Origin of the sequence: Bacillus sp. 220_BSPC, assembly GCF_001054655.1 — a bacterium.
GTDB lineage: Bacteria > Bacillota > Bacilli > Bacillales > DSM-1321 > Peribacillus > Peribacillus frigoritolerans.
On the sequence record NZ_JVPL01000188.1, the window covers coordinates 105,921 to 121,933 of the forward strand.

A 16,013-nucleotide genomic window follows, 5' to 3' on the forward strand; every position below is an offset into this window, starting at 1 on the left:
CATCACCTTACGCCTTTGCTTAAGTATTGCCGGATAGAAATTTCATCCATTTCTTTGTTCTCAGCTTCCTTCATGACATGGAGAAATTCAAGAAAATCATTTTCTTTCATTTTCTCGTACTTTTTAACCTCGATATTTCTTTCCATTAATATATCCCGTTGAGTATTCATCTTGTATCGCGCTTCAATGACTTCCTGTTGACAGAGGCTTAAGAGTTTTTCCAAATTGTCCATAAATAACTGATGATGACGAATATCCTGAACGGATAATCCATTTCGCAGCTTCTCCTGTTGAAACTCAAGCAACTCTTCTTTTTTCTTTAAAAGCTTATATAATTTTTCTGCCACTTCTTCAAATTTTTTTAAAGCGGCATTATATTTAGCTAGTGCATCGGTTTTTTCTTTTTCTTTGATGGACAGGATCTTCTCGAATTTATATTGATAAATCATCATTAATCACCTTTCTCCATCAATTCGACAAGGGCGTTGATACTATTATCTTTAGAAGCTTTTTCATGGGTTCCTTGCTTTAAAAATGAAATGATGTCCGGATAGCGTGTAATTGAATGATCAATTTGTTTGGAAGACCCCTTCTTATAAGCTCCTATATTTATCAAATCTTCCGACTCCATATAGGTTGATAAACTTGCCCGCAATTTTTCTGCAGCGTTTTTATGCTTTTCACCAACAATATTGTTCATGACACGACTAATGCTCTTTAATACATTAAGCGCTGGAAACTGTCCTTTATTGGCCAAATTACGGTCCAGTATGAAGTGACCATCCAAAATTCCCCTGACAGCATCAGCAATCGGTTCATTCATATCATCACCGTCGACGAGAACTGTATAAAAAGCTGTAATGGTACCCAGCTGATTTGTTCCCGTTCTCTCGAGTAACCTTGGAAGGATGGCAAAAACGGATGGAGTATACCCTTTGGTCGTCGGCGGTTCCCCGATGGCAAGCCCAATTTCCCTCTGGGCCATCGCAACCCTCGTGACCGAATCCATCATCAGCATCACATTCAATCCCTTATCACGAAAATATTCAGCGATGGCAGTTGCCGTCAAAGCACCCTTTATCTTCATCAACGCTGGCTGGTCAGATGTCGCCACTACAACGATTGATCGTGCCAGCCCTTCTGGTCCAAGATCTTTCTCAATGAATTCCCGAACTTCACGGCCCCGTTCTCCAATAAGACCTATTACATTTAAGTCCGCCGTCGTATTCCTTGCCACCATTCCAAGCAACGTGCTTTTCCCGACACCGCTCCCTGCAAAGATACCAACACGTTGTCCTTTTCCAACTGTTAATAAACTATCAATCACTCGAACTCCTACATCTATTGGCTCATTAATGGGAGGTCGTTTCATCGGATTCGGTGGATCTTGATCCACAGAAATTGTCGCGAGACCTTTTGGAAGCATAGAGTCATCTATAGGATGTCCCAATGGGTCGACTACTTTGCCAATCAGCCCACTTCCCACCTTTATCTCAAGGCTCCGTCCGCTCCCTTCCACGATACAACCCGGTGCAATATCACTAACTGCTGTAAACGGCATTAAAATAACCATTTCATCACGGAAGCCGACAACTTCAGCCAAGATTCTATTTTTCTTTTTTTGTATACCTGTATAGATATAACAAACATCGCCTACAGAGCTTTCAGGGCCTTGAGATTCTATCATTAGCCCCACGACACGTTTGACCCGTCCATAATGTTTGAAAGGATCAACTTCATCAACTAAGGCCAATAGGTCTCTGGTTTTCATCTCTACTCCCCTTCCAGCACTTCAGTTAGTTTCAATTTTATTTCCTGCAGCTGACTGTCGACACTGGCATCCATCCTTCCGTTTTCGGATTCAATGATACAGCTGCTTTCTTCAAGCTCATCATCCGGAAAGATATACAACTCGGTATCTTTCGGAAAGATTGCCATCAATTCATCTTTATGAGAAAGAATCGATTGATATTGGATCGGATGGATATGCAATTGCACTTCACGATAATCCCTCACCTCTTTGATGGCTCTTTTGACTATGGATAAAAAAGACAATTCATCTTTTTCAAGCTGTTGCCCGATAATTTTCTCTGCCACTTTCAGGGCAAGATTCAAAATAACCGTTTCAGATGATTCAATGTGGTGCCGATAATCTTTTTTAGAAGACTCTACCACTTCCTTAGCGAAGGCTATTTCCGCTGCAATCTCGTTATACCCCTTTTGAATACCATCTTCGACTCCCTGCCGATACCCTTCATTTTGAGCTTGTTCGATAAACATTGCTTTCTCTTGATTCTCCCATTGTTCTCGGTCTTGCTGGATTTCGGCAGCAATCGCTTGGGCTTTTTGTTTAGCTTCAAGCAATAACGTTTCCGCTTCCTGTTTAGCATCATTAAGAAATTCATCAGATTGAAGATAATGAAGGTTTTTCCGCTCATCTGCATCATCATTTTGAAGAAAGTCGAAAGGGCGAACTTTTATTGCAATCTTTTTGCTTTTCTCCTGGTTAGCCTGCTGGGATTTGATAATCCTAGACAATGATATCATCCCCTCCGCCGCGGGCTATCACAATATCACCAGTTTCCTCCAGTTTTCGAATGACGGCAACAATTCTTGATTGTGCTTCTTCCACATCACGCAAACGTACCGGTCCCATAAATTCCATTTCTTCCTGGAACGTTTCAACCATGCGTTTTGACATGTTTCGAAAGACGATTTCCTTCACTTCATCACTAGCCACTTTAAGAGAAAGTTTAAGGTCTTCGTTATCAGATTCCCTGACTACTCGCTGAATCGCCCTGCCATCAAGGGTCACGATATCTTCAAAAACAAACATTCGTTTCTTGATTTCCTCAGCAAGCTCCGGATCTTGGATTTCAAGTGCATCCAAAATCGTTCTTTCCGTTGAGCGGTCAACACCATTCAACACATCTACAACAGCTTCAACTCCACCAGTCTGTGTATAATCTTGGGTTACGGTCGCAGAAAGTTTCCTTTCGAGTATTTGTTCCACTTCATTGATGATTTCCGGAGAAGTGCTATCCATTAATGCAATCCTTCTTGCAATATCGGCCTGCACCTCTTGCGGAAGTTCAGACAATATTTGTCCAGCCTGTGTGGGATCAAGGTAAGACAGGATTAATGCAATGGTCTGTGGATGCTCGTTCTGGATGAAATTCAAGATTTGTCCAGGATCTGCCTTTCGTGCAAAGTCGAATGGACGAACCTGTAAGGATGATGTTAAACGGTTAATGATGGCGGTTGCCTGATCAGTGCCTAATGCTTTTTCCAGTACCTGCTTCGCATATCCTATCCCGCCCTGCGAGATGTAATCCTGTGCCAAAGCAATATTATGGAATTCTTCCAGGATTTCTTCTTTATCATGGGAGTCCACTTTCCTCACTCCAGAGATTTCAAGGGTCAATCTCTCAATTTCCTCTTCAGTAAGATGCTTATATACGGATGCAGAAACATCCGGGCCTAAGGAAATAAGGAGGATGGCAGCTTTCTGTTTGCCAGTCAATCCGGCCTTTTTTTTTCTATATGTCACTTTCCAAGCCTCCTAGTCTTCCGCTATCCAGCTTCTTAATAATTTTGCAAATTCATCCGGCTTTTCTTTTGCAAGTTTCTCCAATTGTTTTCTTTTTAAGGATGCTTCCGTTTCCTTCTCTTTGTTCAAATCCGGAACTTCGAATACGACCTCTTCCTCTTCAACCACGTACTCCTCTTCCATTTCAGCTTGTTTTCGGGACCGGAGGAATAAGATTAATAGAATGATAATGGCAAGTATTAGCACTCCGCCGACGATGTACGCCCAAATTGGTAACGAAGGATTCGTTTCATCTTTTTGCACCTTCATTTTTCCGTTAAACGGCTGAACGGAAATCGCAATTTTATTATTAAGCTCCTCGTCCGTCAGTTCTTCCCCTTCAGCTTTTTTCTCGATTGTCGTGCGTATTATCGTACCTAGGATTTGTGTAATATCATTCACACTCTGTTGAGATAAAGAATCCGGATCGTCAGCTGAAGGCGGCTCGACCATGACTTGAATACCTAAATCTTTAACTTTATATGGGCTTTCGACTATTTCTTTCTTGATTCGGTTCACTTCACTATTTATCGTTTCATCCACTTTTTCATAATCACCGGAACCATTTGTGCCTTCAGCATATTGGGTTCCCAATGAATCTGAGGAATCCTCACTTTGCGGAACGCCTCCTGCCCCCGCTGCGTCCCGGCTATACGATTCATTGATTCTTTGCGCAGAAATCTCAATCCCAGCCATATTTTCTTCATCGACCGGTTCAACTAAATTCTCTTCCCGATTTTCTTGAGTGAAATCGATGTCTGTCGTGACTGAAACTACGACTTTGTCTCTTCCCATTATCGTTCCAAGCATATTTTGTACCTGTCTTTGAATATCGCGTTCTATCTCTTTTTTTATTTCGTTTTGGGTAGCAAATGCGGACGCAAAAGAAGAATTTTGTTTTTCAAGATCGAAGTACTCAAACTCTTGGTTCATAATGACGATATTATCTGTAGGGAGATTCGGAACACTTTTTGAGACAAGATGGTAAAGGGAATTGATTTGACTTTCCTCAAATTTATAACCGGGTTTCGTATTCAATACAATGGATGCTGACGCTTCCCCAGCTGAATCACTGACAAAAACTCCTTCATCAGGAAGAGTGATCATTACACTGGCATCTTCCACTCCATCAATCTTTTTTATTAAACTTGCCAATTCCGTTTGCATCGAGTCCAATTTAATGACATTGAATTCATTTTCAGTCATGCCGATACCGGCACTCTGACTAAAAAAGGAATAGTCGATGCTGCCCGATTCCGGAATTCCTTCTGCTGCCAGTTCCACTTTAAGTGAATCCAGTCTTTCTTCAGGAACTTTTATGGTCGTTCCATTTTCAGAAACTTCATTCATAATCCCTTGACTGTCTAGATTCTCTTTAATGCTCCCCGTTTCCGATGGAGTTAAGTTGGAGTATAAGGGCACCAGCGTCGTACGCGTGGTTAAAATTGAAACCGTCGTAATGATGATGATAATTAATGCTGCTGAACCAACCATCATGATTTTTTGGTTTTTACTGCGGCTCGTCCAGTAAGCAGTTATTTTGTTTTTAAAATTCACTAGTACTTCATTCATTTAAATCCCCCGGTCAGTCTATGAATTTATGATTGGGGATTTCTTTTCCCCCTGGTCATTTTTCTCTATATTATCCAGGTTAAAAAATGAATGCTATATACTCATTCTCATCATTTCCTGGTAGGCTTCCACAACCTTATTCCGAACCTCTAATGTAGCCTGCATGGTGACACTGGCTTTTTGTGAAGCTATCATCACCGAATGAAGCTCAACATCCTCTCCATTAACCAATTTGGTTGTAAGGTCATCGGATGCCATTTGTGTTTCGTTGACTTTATTCATTGATTCTTTTAATACCGACGCAAAATCCCTCTGTGCTTCGTATGGTGTATTAGTATTTCTATGATCTTTTTTTAGTAGATGATTTGCATTGGTCACTGCCGAAAGAGAAATCCCCTCCATGACAACATCTCCTTTCAAAATTTTATTTTCCGATTTCCAAAGCTTTCATCATCATTCCCTTTGATGCATTTAGAACTGTCACATTCGCTTCGTATGAACGTGTGACACTCATTAAATCAACCATTTCCCTAAGTGGGTCGACATTTGGCATTTCAACATAACCATCTTCATTGGCATCAGGATGGGCGGGATTGTAATCCAGTTCAAAAGGTGTTTTATCTTCTACTATTCCAGTCACCTTCACTCCATTCCCTACTTCGCTCGTTTTTCCGGATGCTGCGTTTAAGAAACTCGAAAAACCATTTTCCTTACTTTGCAACACAACCGATTTTCTTGTGTATGGCTTCCATGTTTTCGATTCAGCGTCATATTCCGCCCTGGTCGTATCGGCATTAGCCATATTAGCAGAGATTACATCCATCCTAACCCTTTGACTCGTCAGGCTAGATCCGGTCATGTTTATACTTTGGAAGATCCCCATCACTTACCTCCTCTAATTACATTCTGCAATGATTGAAACTTACCCGAAAGCCTGTCGTTTACTGCATTATAGTAAATTTGATTGGCAGCAAGATCCGTCATTTCCTTATCAATGTCCACGCTATTTCCATTGTTGTTATATCGGACATTTTTCTGCGCCACGATGTGAGAAGCATGACTCCCCTCTGATTTGAAGGTAAAATGTCTTTCATCGGTACGATATGACTCGAGGGAAGATTCCAGCTCTGCCTTAAAGGACTTTGTTTTGTCAATATCTTTAGCTTTATAATTAGGCGTGTCCGAATTGGCTATGTTCTGTGAAATGACTTTTTGTTTTGCATTAGAATATTCAAGGCCATTTTCTAGTGATTGAAAAGTATTCGAAAATAATTCCATATCGATCACCTCTTTCTATAATTGACAGATAATTACTTTATCAATAAATTAACCCAGCGGATTTACATTTTAATTTTAAAGAAACATTATAACTATGTCCATAAACAATACGTAGACTTTAGACCTATTATCGTCGAAATTTGTCATAAATTGCTCAAATTTGTCTTTTTTTCTTAGTATCATTATACAGCTAATATTACGTAATCTTACATTTTAATATGATATTCTACATATTAACCAAATTTTACTTCTATTAACTTTTATATCATATCGAAAAACCCGCCTATATACCTGATACTTTAGAACTAATTTTCACATTTACTTTCAAATTTTTAATTTATTTTAGTTGATTTCACCCTTTAAAATAAAGGATTTATAAGAAAACAACGGATTGCTGCATTTTTTCTTTTTTGAAAAAAACCGTTTTTATCAAAATTTTGAACCATTCGACAAATTTCCCTAATGACTAAAACCGTTATCAATAGTCTTTTAAGAATCAAAAAGTTATCCTATCGTTCATTTACACCATTTCGACAGTTATAATAATATAATTACCCTTTATAGGAAATATTTAACTACATTCTGCTTCAAACAGAAAGCATGCCCATATTCACATGTCCATTTTATCTGAATTACCTCTTTTCCCTCCCCCTGCCCTTCACCGTATTTACCTGTTTGTCCCGGACAGTAACACATCCAAATATCAAAAAAAGGCAGCCCTTTTTTTCAAGGACTGCCTTTCTATATGTTAATTATTTTTAAGCTTCTCTAATTCAAGAAGGAATTTATCGTTCAATACCTTGATATAAGTACCTTTCATTCCAAGAGAACGTGATTCAATGACCCCAGCACTTTCCAGTTTCCTTAGGGCATTTACGATAACGGAACGGGTGATGCCGACACGGTCCGCAATTTTTGATGCTACAAGCAGACCTTCATTACCTTTAAGTTCCTCAAAGATGTGCTCTATTGCTTCCAATTCACTGTAAGATAACGAGGAAATCGCCATTTGAACGACAGCTTTACTACGAGCTTCCTCTTCTATCTCTTCTGATTTTTCACGAAGGATTTCCATACCGACTACAGTCGCACCATATTCAGCCAAAATTAAATCATCATCGTGAAATTTTTCTTGTAAACGGGCAAGAACCAATGTTCCTAAACGTTCTCCCCCACCCATAATCGGTACGATCGTTGTTAATCCAGTTGAGAAAAGTTCCTTGTTTTCGACTGGGAAAGCAGTATATTCGCTTTCGATATCAAGATTCGAAGAGGTTTCAGGAATATTGAACAGGTTTTTTGTGTACTCTTCAGGGAATTGTTTATCTTCCAACATTTTGTACATGCGTTCGTTTTCAATTTGCTGACTTACTGCGATGCCAAGTAATTTCCCGCGGCGGCTGACGACGAATACATTTGCTTCGATAACTTCACTTAAACTCTCAGCCATTTCCTTGAAGTTAACTGCTTTACCTGCTGCTTTTTGGAGCATTGCATTGATTTTTCTTGTTTTTGCTAATAAGTTCATTTGATTTGTTCCTCCTAAAAATACCATGGTTCACAATAACTATGAAGTTGTATTTCCGTAATTTTATGTTCATTGCTTAGGCAAATCATTGCCAAAATTGTTTCTAATTAAAGGATAAACTGGCTTAAATCTTTGTTCCGGGCGATAGAACCAAGCTTACCTTCGACATATTGGGGCGTAATTGTAATCTTCTCCATCGTTATTTCCGGAGCTTCAAAAGATAAGTCTTCAAGCAACCGTTCCAAAATGGTATGAAGTCTTCTTGCACCAATATTGTCTGTGTTTTGATTTACTTCGAAGGCCACTTCTGCTATCTTACGAACAGCATCGTCAGAAAATTCAATTTCTATACCTTCAGTTTCCAATAAAGCAACATATTGTTTTAACAAGGCATTATCGGGTTCATGCAGAATCCGCACAAAGTCGTCTACAGTCAGTTTGTTCAATTCTACACGAATTGGGAATCTACCTTGTAATTCCGGGATTAGGTCGGATGGCTTAGCCATATGAAAGGCCCCTGCAGCAATGAATAGGACATGATCCGTTTTAACTGAACCATATTTAGTCACTACTGTTGAACCTTCAACAATTGGCAGGATATCCCTTTGGACACCCTCTCTGGATACATCCGCTGATGAACTTCCAGATTGCTTACTGGCAATTTTGTCTATTTCATCTATGAAGATAATCCCATTTTGCTCAGCCCCGTATACTGCATCTGATGTTACTTCATCCATATCAATCAATTTTGCCGCTTCTTCATTTGTTAAAACGGTTCTCGCTTCACTTACTTTCAATTTGCGCTTCTTGCTTTTCTTCGGCATCAAGCTTCCTAAAGCGTCCTGCATGTTCATCCCCATTTGTTCCATTCCCGAACCTTGGAGCATATCAAACATAGAAGCAGCCTGTTCTTCCACTTCGACCGTTATCATTTCACTTTCCAGCTCACCATTAGCCAGCTTTTCAGCGACGATTTTTCTTTTTTCCTGCAAACTTAAATCTTCGGAATTTTCTTCCGGATCCTGTTCGTCTTGATTGTTATTGCCTCCAAAAAAGACTTCAAGAGGATTCTTGAAATTACTCTGTTTTTTAGTCGATGGCACTAATAGCTCTATTAAACGGCGATTTGCATTTTCTTCTGCCCGTTCCTTTACACTGGCCATCTTTTCTTCCTTCACGAGGCGGACGGAAGTCTCCACCAAATCACGGACCATGGACTCTACATCCCGGCCGACATACCCGACTTCCGTAAATTTCGTTGCTTCAACTTTTACAAAAGGAGCACCTACCAATTTAGCCATTCTCCGAGCTATTTCTGTTTTCCCAACACCTGTCGGTCCAATCATTAATATATTCTTCGGAACGACTTCGTCACGAAGTTGATCCGAGAGAAGGGAACGTCGGTAGCGATTCCGAAGAGCCACTGCCACTGCCCGTTTTGCCTCACGCTGCCCAACGATATACTGATCCAGTTTTTCAACGATTTGCCTCGGTGTTAAATTAGCTTTTTTTGACATTTGCGCTCCTCCTTACAACTCTTCCACGATTATATTCGTATTTGTAAATACACAAATTTCCGCTGCAATTTGTAAAGATGATTGAGCGATTTCCTTTGCCGATAAGTGGTCGCTGGAAAACCGCATTAATGCCCTGCCGGCAGCCAATGCATAATTCCCTCCCGATCCTATGGCGAGAATCCCGTCATCCGGTTCAATTACTTCCCCGGTGCCAGAAACGAGCAGTAAATGGTTCTTATCCATCACGACTAGCATGGCTTCAAGCTTTCTCAATACATTGTCACTTCTCCATTGCTTTGCCATTTCAACGGCAGCGCGCTGAAGGTTGCCATTATACTCTTCAAGTTTAGCTTCGAACATCTCAAATAAAGTGAAAGCATCTGCAACGGAACCAGCAAAACCTGCAAGGACATTACCATTAAAGATTTTTCTTACTTTCCTCGCTGTATGCTTCATCACTACTGAATTTCCTAAAGTAACCTGCCCATCACCGGACATGGCACATTCACCTTTATGATGCACTGCAAATATCGTTGTCATAAAGTGTCCCCTTTCAACATTTAAGGCCGCGGATGTGATGCATTGTAGACTTTTTTCAATTGGTCTTTTGTAACATGCGTATACACTTGCGTTGATGAAATTTTTGAATGACCAAGCAATTCCTGAACCGTGCGAATGTCCGCCCCATTATTCAATAGGTGTGTAGCAAACGAATGCCTTAGCATATGGGGATGAAGACTTCCATCTGCGGCTGACTTTTTAATCAATTCATTCAATATATAGCGAACTCCCCTAGGTGTCAGAGGGTCTCCACGAAAATTAACAAATAAATAAACATGCGCCTTGGCGTCAGACGAAGTCAATTCCATCCTGGCTGTACGTATGTATAAATCTATCGCTTCCTGTGCATATCTACCAACCGGAACGTAGCGATCTTTTTTTCCTTTTCCATGGATCAGTACCGTCCCTAAGGAAAGATCGATATCCTGCAGTTTAATATCACAACATTCACTTACGCGAATGCCTGTAGCATACAATAATTCCAGTAAGGCATTGTTCCTTATTCCTATCGGTGAATCTTTCTTTAAAGAAGAAAACAACTGATCCATTTCCTTCTCATAGAGAAAACGTGGCAGTCTTTGATCCTTTTTAGGTAAAGAAGCAAGGGAAAAAGGGTTATCCTTCACATCACCTTCACGCAGTAAAAATTTATAAAGGCTCCGCAAGCAAGAAGTTTTTCTTGCAACAGTGCGCTTAGAAAGTTTTTTCTCATATAAATTCGTTAAATATAACCGGACATCAAGATATTCAACGGACGTGATGTCCTCAATCCCCTGTTCATTAAGGAACAGGAAAAATTCGTGAATATCACGTTTGTAATTTTCAATGGTGTAATGTGAACTGTTCTTTTCAATTTGTAAATATTCGATGAAGGATGATAATGCCTTTTTTTGATTAATCATGGAAACACCTCGCAAAGGCTAATAAATAGTATCATACTTTAAAACAGCAGGCAAATATTTTACAAATTTTTCACAAAGTTCTGAATTGTGTCCAAAGCGCGTTTAGCATGCGTTTCATTCCGCTCTTTTTTGGATTTGATTCTCACTTCAAGGTCAGGAAGCAATCCAAAGTTGGCATTCATCGGTTGGAAGCTCTTACCATTCGTCGACGTTATGTACCTTGCCATACTGCCCATCGTCGTCTCCGCAGGGAAAATGATAGGCTCCAAACCTTCGACGATCCTTGCAGCATTGATACCTGCGACAAGTCCCGACGCAGCCGATTCAACATACCCTTCAACGCCAGTCATCTGACCAGCAAAGAATAAATCATCCCGATTCTTGAATTGGTATGTTGGCTTCAAAACATTAGGTGAGTTTATGAAAGTGTTTCGATGCATGACCCCATAACGTACAATTTCCGCATTTTCCAATCCGGGTATGAGCTGCAATACTTCTTTTTGCGGCCCCCATTTCAAATGTGTCTGAAAACCAACAATATTGTAAAGTGTTCCTGCCGCATCATCCTGACGCAATTGAACTACAGCAAAAGGGCGTTTTCCCGTTTTGGGATCTTCTAGGCCAACAGGCTTCAATGGACCAAATAACATCGTTTTCTTCCCACGTGATGCCATCACTTCAATCGGCATGCAGCCTTCAAAAAAGATTTCTTTTTCGAATTCTTTAAGCGGGACTGTTTCAGCAGCAATCAATGCATCATAAAAACGGTCAAACTCTTCTTCCGTCATCGGACAGTTCAAATAAGCTGCTTCCCCTTTATCATAACGGGATTTCAAATATACTTTATCCATATTGATGCTGTCTTTTTCAAGAATTGGTGCGGCAGCATCATAAAAGTACAAGTATTCTTCATCCATGATTTGCTTTAAGCTATCAGATAGTGACTGACTTGTAAGCGGACCGGTTGCAATGACGGTAGGACCTTCCGGAATTTCCGTCACTTCTTCATTAATGACCGTCACATTTGGATGATTTTTGACCCTTTCCGTAACAAGACCGGCAAATTCATGACGATCAACGGCTAATGCACCGCCAGCCGGTACAGCACAAGCATCCGCTGCGGACATGATGACCGAATCCAGTATACGCATTTCTTCTTTTAATACACCAACTGCATTTGTTAACGTATTTGCCCGAAGTGAATTGGAACAAACAAGTTCAGCGAATTTATCGGTATGATGGGCTGGCGTTTGTTTTACAGGGCGCATTTCATATAGATCGACTTTAATTCCTCTTTTAGCTAACTGCCACGCCGCCTCACTTCCAGCAAGCCCAGCACCGATTACACTTACTTTTGTTTCTTTCATTTTTCGAACCTCCATGTATAGATATGATAAGACAGGATCATTTATCATTAAAACTGCTTTCCAGAAGTTTCATTTTTAACGATATCTATGTATTTATACCCGAAATACTCATTCCTGCTAACGATTATTTTAAAAATATGCCATCCTTATTTACTAAAAGGGTAACGGACGCAAATAGGAATTATATCTTTAAAAGAATGTACTTGTCCACTGAATTTTACATCACAAGGCCTAAATAAAAAAGTTTCAAGCTTTATCCATTTTCTTCTTGGAAGTAAATCCACCTATCACCATGATATCATACTTCCCTGAACATAAAGAAACCCGGCAGATGCCGAGTCCATTTATATTTAGGGTTTTTCAATAGTTCACAAGGAAAGTAAACGATTTCAAGGCCTATTCTATGCTTGGGGCATTTCTTTAAAATCACAATCCATGCACTGGACCTGGACACCTTTTTTGAGTTTTTTCTCAACAAGTGTACCTTCACATTTTGGACAACTCCGCGGCAGCGGTTTATCCCAAGATATGAAGTCACATCCAGGGTAAGTATCACACCCGTAAAATATGCGGCGTTTTTTACTTTTCCTTTCAATGATATTTCCTTCTTTACATTTTGGGCATTTGACACCGATTTCTTTGACGATTGGTTTGGTGTTACGGCAATCCGGGAAATTACTGCATGCCATGAACTTTCCATAACGTCCCATCTTAAAGACCATCCCATGTCCGCACTCCACGCAATCTTCACCTGCAGGTTCATCTTTGATTTCAATTTTCTCCATCTCGACTTCGGCTTTAGCCAAATGAATTGCAAATTCTTTATAAAATTCATCGATGACCTTAATCCATTCAATATTGCCTTCCTCAACGCTGTCAAATTCCTGTTCCATCTTGGCAGTGAACTCTGCATCGAGAATATCCGGGAAGAATTCGCGTATCAATTCGAGAACGATCTCACCAAGCTCTGTCGGGATGAACCGTTTATTATCCAAGGTAACATAGCCCCGTTTTTGGATCGTATCCAAGGTAGGCGCATATGTAGACGGACGGCCTATTCCCAGTTCCTCTAGGGTCTTGACCAGACGGGCTTCAGTATATCGGGGCGGAGGCTGTGTGAAATGCTGCTTCGGCTCGATATCTTTTGAAAAGAATTGATCTCCTTTTTTCACATCAGGAAGTGCATTTTCCTTTTCTTCCACCGAGTCATCGGACCCTTCAACATATACCTTCATGAAACCCGGAAATTTAATTTTTGAACCATTAGCCCTGAAGATGACATCCCCGTTATGCAGGTCGATGCTCATCGTATCCATGACCGCCGAAGACATTTGACTGGAAACGAATCGTTCCCAAATCAATTTATAAAGACGGAATTGATCTCTGGATAAGAACTCCTTGACTACGCCCGGTTCACGTAATGTGCTTGTTGGCCTGACGGCTTCATGCGCGTCCTGGGCATTAGTTTGTTTTTTCTCCTTGCGCTGCTCGACCTGAACATATTCTTTACCATAACTATTTTGAATGAACGTATGGACTTCCTCTTTGGCACTATCTGAAATCCGGGTCGAATCGGTTCTCATATAAGTGATTAACCCGACTGTACCTTCCTTGCCAAGCTCGATTCCTTCATAAAGCTGCTGAGCAAGCATCATGGTTTTCTTCGCACGGAAATTCAATTTACGTGCCGCTTCCTGTTGCAGGGAAGAAGTTGTAAAAGGTGCTGCTGGATTACGCCTTCTTTCCTTTTTAGCCACAGCTCCTATCGTAAATTCGCCGCCATTTAAAGAAGCGAGCACTTTTTTGACGTCCTCTTCGGTATTTAATTCCTTCTTCTCGCCGCCAAGGCTGAAGAAAGAACCTTCAAACTGTTCTTTTCCTTTTACAAAATCAGCCTTGATTGTCCAATACTCTTCCGGGATAAAATCTTTGATCTCCTTCTCCCGGTCAATGATCATCCGTACAGCAACCGATTGGACCCGTCCCGCGCTTAAGCCCTTTTTCACTTTTTTCCACAATAACGGGCTTATATTGTATCCGACCAAACGGTCCAAGACCCTTCTTGCCTGCTGAGCATCAACCAATTTCATATTTATTGGCCTTGGCGATTTAAATGATTCCTTGATAGCCTCTTTCGTGATCTCGTTGAATACCACGCGGCAATCTGAGTTAACGTCAACATCAAGACTGTGAGCCAAATGCCAGGCAATTGCTTCCCCTTCCCTGTCGGGGTCAGCCGCGAGATAGATTTTTTTCGCTTTTTTTGCAGCAGTTTTCAATTCTTTTAAAACCGGGCCTTTGCCGCGGATAGTTATATATTTAGGTTCATATTCATGTTCAACATCGACACCCATTTGACTTTTAGGCAAATCACGTACATGCCCCATGGAAGCCTTTACTTTATATTTTTTTCCCAAGTAACGTTCTATTGTTTTCGCCTTTGCGGGCGATTCCACAATCACTAAGTATTCTGACATCCAATAAATCCTCCTCAAAGAGGTAATATAAATCTTCACTATTATTAATCATTCAAAAATCATTTGTCAACACCTCTTTACTTTTCAAAGCATGCTGATTCATTTATTTCTAGTTTTTTGACAAGAGGTGCCATTTGCAAAACTTATAACAGTTTTACAATATTTTCAACCTTTTTGTCTAATAATTCAACCCACCCTTCAAAAAAAGCACCTATTTTTTCAATTTTCCCGTTTGATTCTCCGTCTATCTTCTATATTATATTGTTCAAAACTCTTCCTCGATCTGCCTGGAGCTAAAAACAAGTTTGGCACCATCATAAATCAATTGATTGGTACCCAATGATTCAGGGCTCGTAACATTACCAGGAAGCGCAAATACTTCCCTGCCGTGTTCCAAAGCAGCTTGTGCCGTAATAAGGGAACCGCTTCTTTCTTTTGCCTCTACCACGAATACGCCCTGTGATAATCCGCTGATGATTCGATTCCTAAGTGGAAACATCCATGGTTCCGCCTTCACTTCCGGTGGAGTCTCAGATATAAGCAGGCCTTTATTCATGATTTCTTCAGCAAGGGTAAAATTGGATTTCGGATATATTTGCTTAAGCCCTCCGCCTAAAACCCCGATCGTATCTCCGCCTTCCCTTAATGCGATCTTATGTGACTCTGCATCGATTCCAGCCGCCATTCCGCTTATGATCACGAACTTTTTCTTTACAAGCGGTAATAGAATCGTTTTTAAGGCCTCCAGCCCATACGAGGTTGGCTTGCGTGTCCCAACAACACCTAGGGTATTCTTCCTTGTTAAAAGCTTCTTATCACCTTTAAAATAAAGAACCCACGGAGGATCGAATATTTGCTTTAGCAAAAAAGGATATTCATCATCGAAGATCGTTAAACAATGGATTTGGCTATCTTCGTATTTTTTAAGTTTTTCGATGGAATGGAGTGAATGTAAATCTTTGAGAAAGAGGTTAAGCTTATTTGAAGGGATAGGGAGCATTTTTGCCCATTCAACGTAATTCGTCGTGAACAGGGAAGATAATGATGGGTCTTTGGACATGATTGCTTGGATTGTTTTCCATCCTGCTCCGCGGCAATGATGGAGATGGATTAACTTTTCTTTTTTATTCAATCGGAAACGCCCCTAATCGGATATTTTTAAAGGTAGGTTGATAGTGATGTACTTGGTCTCTCCCGAGGAAATTCGAGGAAATAAAGACCG

The 16,013-nt window shown here is 40.5% G+C and carries 15 protein-coding genes; all 15 read right to left on the reverse strand.

Annotation, left to right across the window (positions count from 1 at the left end; genetic code table 11):
- Window positions 1–2 precede the first annotated feature (2 nt).
- On the reverse strand, window positions 3–449 hold the full coding sequence (gene fliJ / locus ADA55_RS14150; RefSeq protein ID WP_048684950.1) for a flagellar export protein FliJ: 447 nt from the start codon (window positions 447–449) through the stop codon (window positions 3–5).
- Window positions 450–451: 2 nt separating this feature from the next.
- The gene (gene fliI, locus ADA55_RS14155; protein WP_048684854.1) at window positions 452–1,771 is read right to left on the reverse strand and encodes a flagellar protein export ATPase FliI; all 1,320 of its coding nucleotides are present in this window, start codon (window positions 1,769–1,771) and stop codon (window positions 452–454) included.
- A gap of 2 nt (window positions 1,772–1,773) precedes the next feature.
- Window positions 1,774–2,538: a flagellar assembly protein FliH gene (gene fliH / locus ADA55_RS14160; RefSeq protein ID WP_048684857.1), complete on the reverse strand. Its 765-nt coding sequence runs from the start codon at window positions 2,536–2,538 to the stop codon at window positions 1,774–1,776.
- Window positions 2,531–3,550, reverse strand: coding sequence for a flagellar motor switch protein FliG (fliG, locus tag ADA55_RS14165; protein WP_048684860.1), 1,020 nt, complete (start codon window positions 3,548–3,550; stop codon window positions 2,531–2,533). The genes fliH and fliG overlap by 8 nt, the downstream gene beginning before the upstream one ends.
- A gap of 12 nt (window positions 3,551–3,562) precedes the next feature.
- Window positions 3,563–5,161 carry a flagellar basal-body MS-ring/collar protein FliF gene (fliF, locus tag ADA55_RS14170; protein WP_048684861.1) on the reverse strand — a complete coding sequence of 533 codons (1,599 nt, stop codon included), beginning with the start codon at window positions 5,159–5,161 and terminating at the stop codon, window positions 3,563–3,565.
- A 93-nt stretch (window positions 5,162–5,254) separates the two neighbouring features.
- On the reverse strand, window positions 5,255–5,563 hold the full coding sequence (gene fliE / locus ADA55_RS14175) for a flagellar hook-basal body complex protein FliE (RefSeq protein WP_053087411.1): 309 nt from the start codon (window positions 5,561–5,563) through the stop codon (window positions 5,255–5,257).
- Window positions 5,564–5,585: 22 nt separating this feature from the next.
- The gene (gene flgC, locus ADA55_RS14180; RefSeq protein ID WP_048684864.1) at window positions 5,586–6,044 is read right to left on the reverse strand and encodes a flagellar basal body rod protein FlgC; all 459 of its coding nucleotides are present in this window, start codon (window positions 6,042–6,044) and stop codon (window positions 5,586–5,588) included.
- On the reverse strand, window positions 6,044–6,439 hold the full coding sequence (gene flgB, locus ADA55_RS14185) for a flagellar basal body rod protein FlgB (RefSeq protein ID WP_048684866.1): 396 nt from the start codon (window positions 6,437–6,439) through the stop codon (window positions 6,044–6,046). Before flgB ends, flgC begins: the two co-directional genes overlap by 1 nt.
- A gap of 748 nt (window positions 6,440–7,187) precedes the next feature.
- The gene (gene codY, locus ADA55_RS14190; protein WP_034313657.1) at window positions 7,188–7,967 is read right to left on the reverse strand and encodes a GTP-sensing pleiotropic transcriptional regulator CodY; all 780 of its coding nucleotides are present in this window, start codon (window positions 7,965–7,967) and stop codon (window positions 7,188–7,190) included.
- A gap of 107 nt (window positions 7,968–8,074) precedes the next feature.
- Entirely contained in the window at window positions 8,075–9,484 is a 1,410-nt protein-coding gene (gene hslU, locus ADA55_RS14195; protein ID WP_048684871.1) for an HslU--HslV peptidase ATPase subunit, read from the reverse strand.
- Between the two features lie 12 nt (window positions 9,485–9,496).
- A complete protein-coding gene (gene hslV, locus ADA55_RS14200; RefSeq protein WP_048684874.1) occupies window positions 9,497–10,024 on the reverse strand; it encodes an HslVU peptidase proteolytic subunit in 528 nt (175 codons plus the stop codon).
- A 20-nt stretch (window positions 10,025–10,044) separates the two neighbouring features.
- Entirely contained in the window at window positions 10,045–10,947 is a 903-nt protein-coding gene (gene xerC / locus ADA55_RS14205) for a tyrosine recombinase XerC (protein ID WP_048684877.1), read from the reverse strand.
- 59 nt (window positions 10,948–11,006) lie between these two features.
- Window positions 11,007–12,314 carry an FADH(2)-oxidizing methylenetetrahydrofolate--tRNA-(uracil(54)-C(5))-methyltransferase TrmFO gene (gene trmFO / locus ADA55_RS14210; protein WP_048684880.1) on the reverse strand — a complete coding sequence of 436 codons (1,308 nt, stop codon included), beginning with the start codon at window positions 12,312–12,314 and terminating at the stop codon, window positions 11,007–11,009.
- Window positions 12,315–12,715: 401 nt separating this feature from the next.
- Window positions 12,716–14,791, reverse strand: coding sequence for a type I DNA topoisomerase (gene topA, locus ADA55_RS14215; RefSeq protein ID WP_048684883.1), 2,076 nt, complete (start codon window positions 14,789–14,791; stop codon window positions 12,716–12,718).
- Window positions 14,792–15,056: 265 nt separating this feature from the next.
- Window positions 15,057–15,923 (reverse strand): DNA-processing protein DprA, encoded by an 867-nt coding sequence (gene dprA, locus ADA55_RS14220; RefSeq protein WP_048684887.1) that lies wholly within the window; start codon window positions 15,921–15,923, stop codon window positions 15,057–15,059.
- Between the last annotated feature and the right edge of the window lie 90 nt (window positions 15,924–16,013).

What these genes read in the sequence shown, in the direction of transcription:
- fliJ (WP_048684950.1), bottom strand. Translation starts at nt 449, where the DNA reads ATGATTTATCAATATAAATTCGAGAAGATCCTGTCCATCAAAGAAAAA.
- flgC (WP_048684864.1), bottom strand. Translation starts at nt 6,044, where the DNA reads ATGGGGATCTTCCAAAGTATAAACATGACCGGATCTAGCCTGACGAGT.
- hslU (WP_048684871.1), bottom strand. Translation starts at nt 9,484, where the DNA reads ATGTCAAAAAAAGCTAATTTAACACCGAGGCAAATCGTTGAAAAACTG.
- fliF (WP_048684861.1), bottom strand. Translation starts at nt 5,161, where the DNA reads ATGAATGAAGTACTAGTGAATTTTAAAAACAAAATAACTGCTTACTGG.
- trmFO (WP_048684880.1), bottom strand. Translation starts at nt 12,314, where the DNA reads ATGAAAGAAACAAAAGTAAGTGTAATCGGTGCTGGGCTTGCTGGAAGT.
- fliI (WP_048684854.1), bottom strand. Translation starts at nt 1,771, where the DNA reads ATGAAAACCAGAGACCTATTGGCCTTAGTTGATGAAGTTGATCCTTTC.
- fliE (WP_053087411.1), bottom strand. Translation starts at nt 5,563, where the DNA reads ATGGAGGGGATTTCTCTTTCGGCAGTGACCAATGCAAATCATCTACTA.
- xerC (WP_048684877.1), bottom strand. Translation starts at nt 10,947, where the DNA reads ATGATTAATCAAAAAAAGGCATTATCATCCTTCATCGAATATTTACAA.
- flgB (WP_048684866.1), bottom strand. Translation starts at nt 6,439, where the DNA reads ATGGAATTATTTTCGAATACTTTTCAATCACTAGAAAATGGCCTTGAA.
- codY (WP_034313657.1), bottom strand. Translation starts at nt 7,967, where the DNA reads ATGAACTTATTAGCAAAAACAAGAAAAATCAATGCAATGCTCCAAAAA.
- topA (WP_048684883.1), bottom strand. Translation starts at nt 14,791, where the DNA reads ATGTCAGAATACTTAGTGATTGTGGAATCGCCCGCAAAGGCGAAAACA.
- hslV (WP_048684874.1), bottom strand. Translation starts at nt 10,024, where the DNA reads ATGACAACGATATTTGCAGTGCATCATAAAGGTGAATGTGCCATGTCC.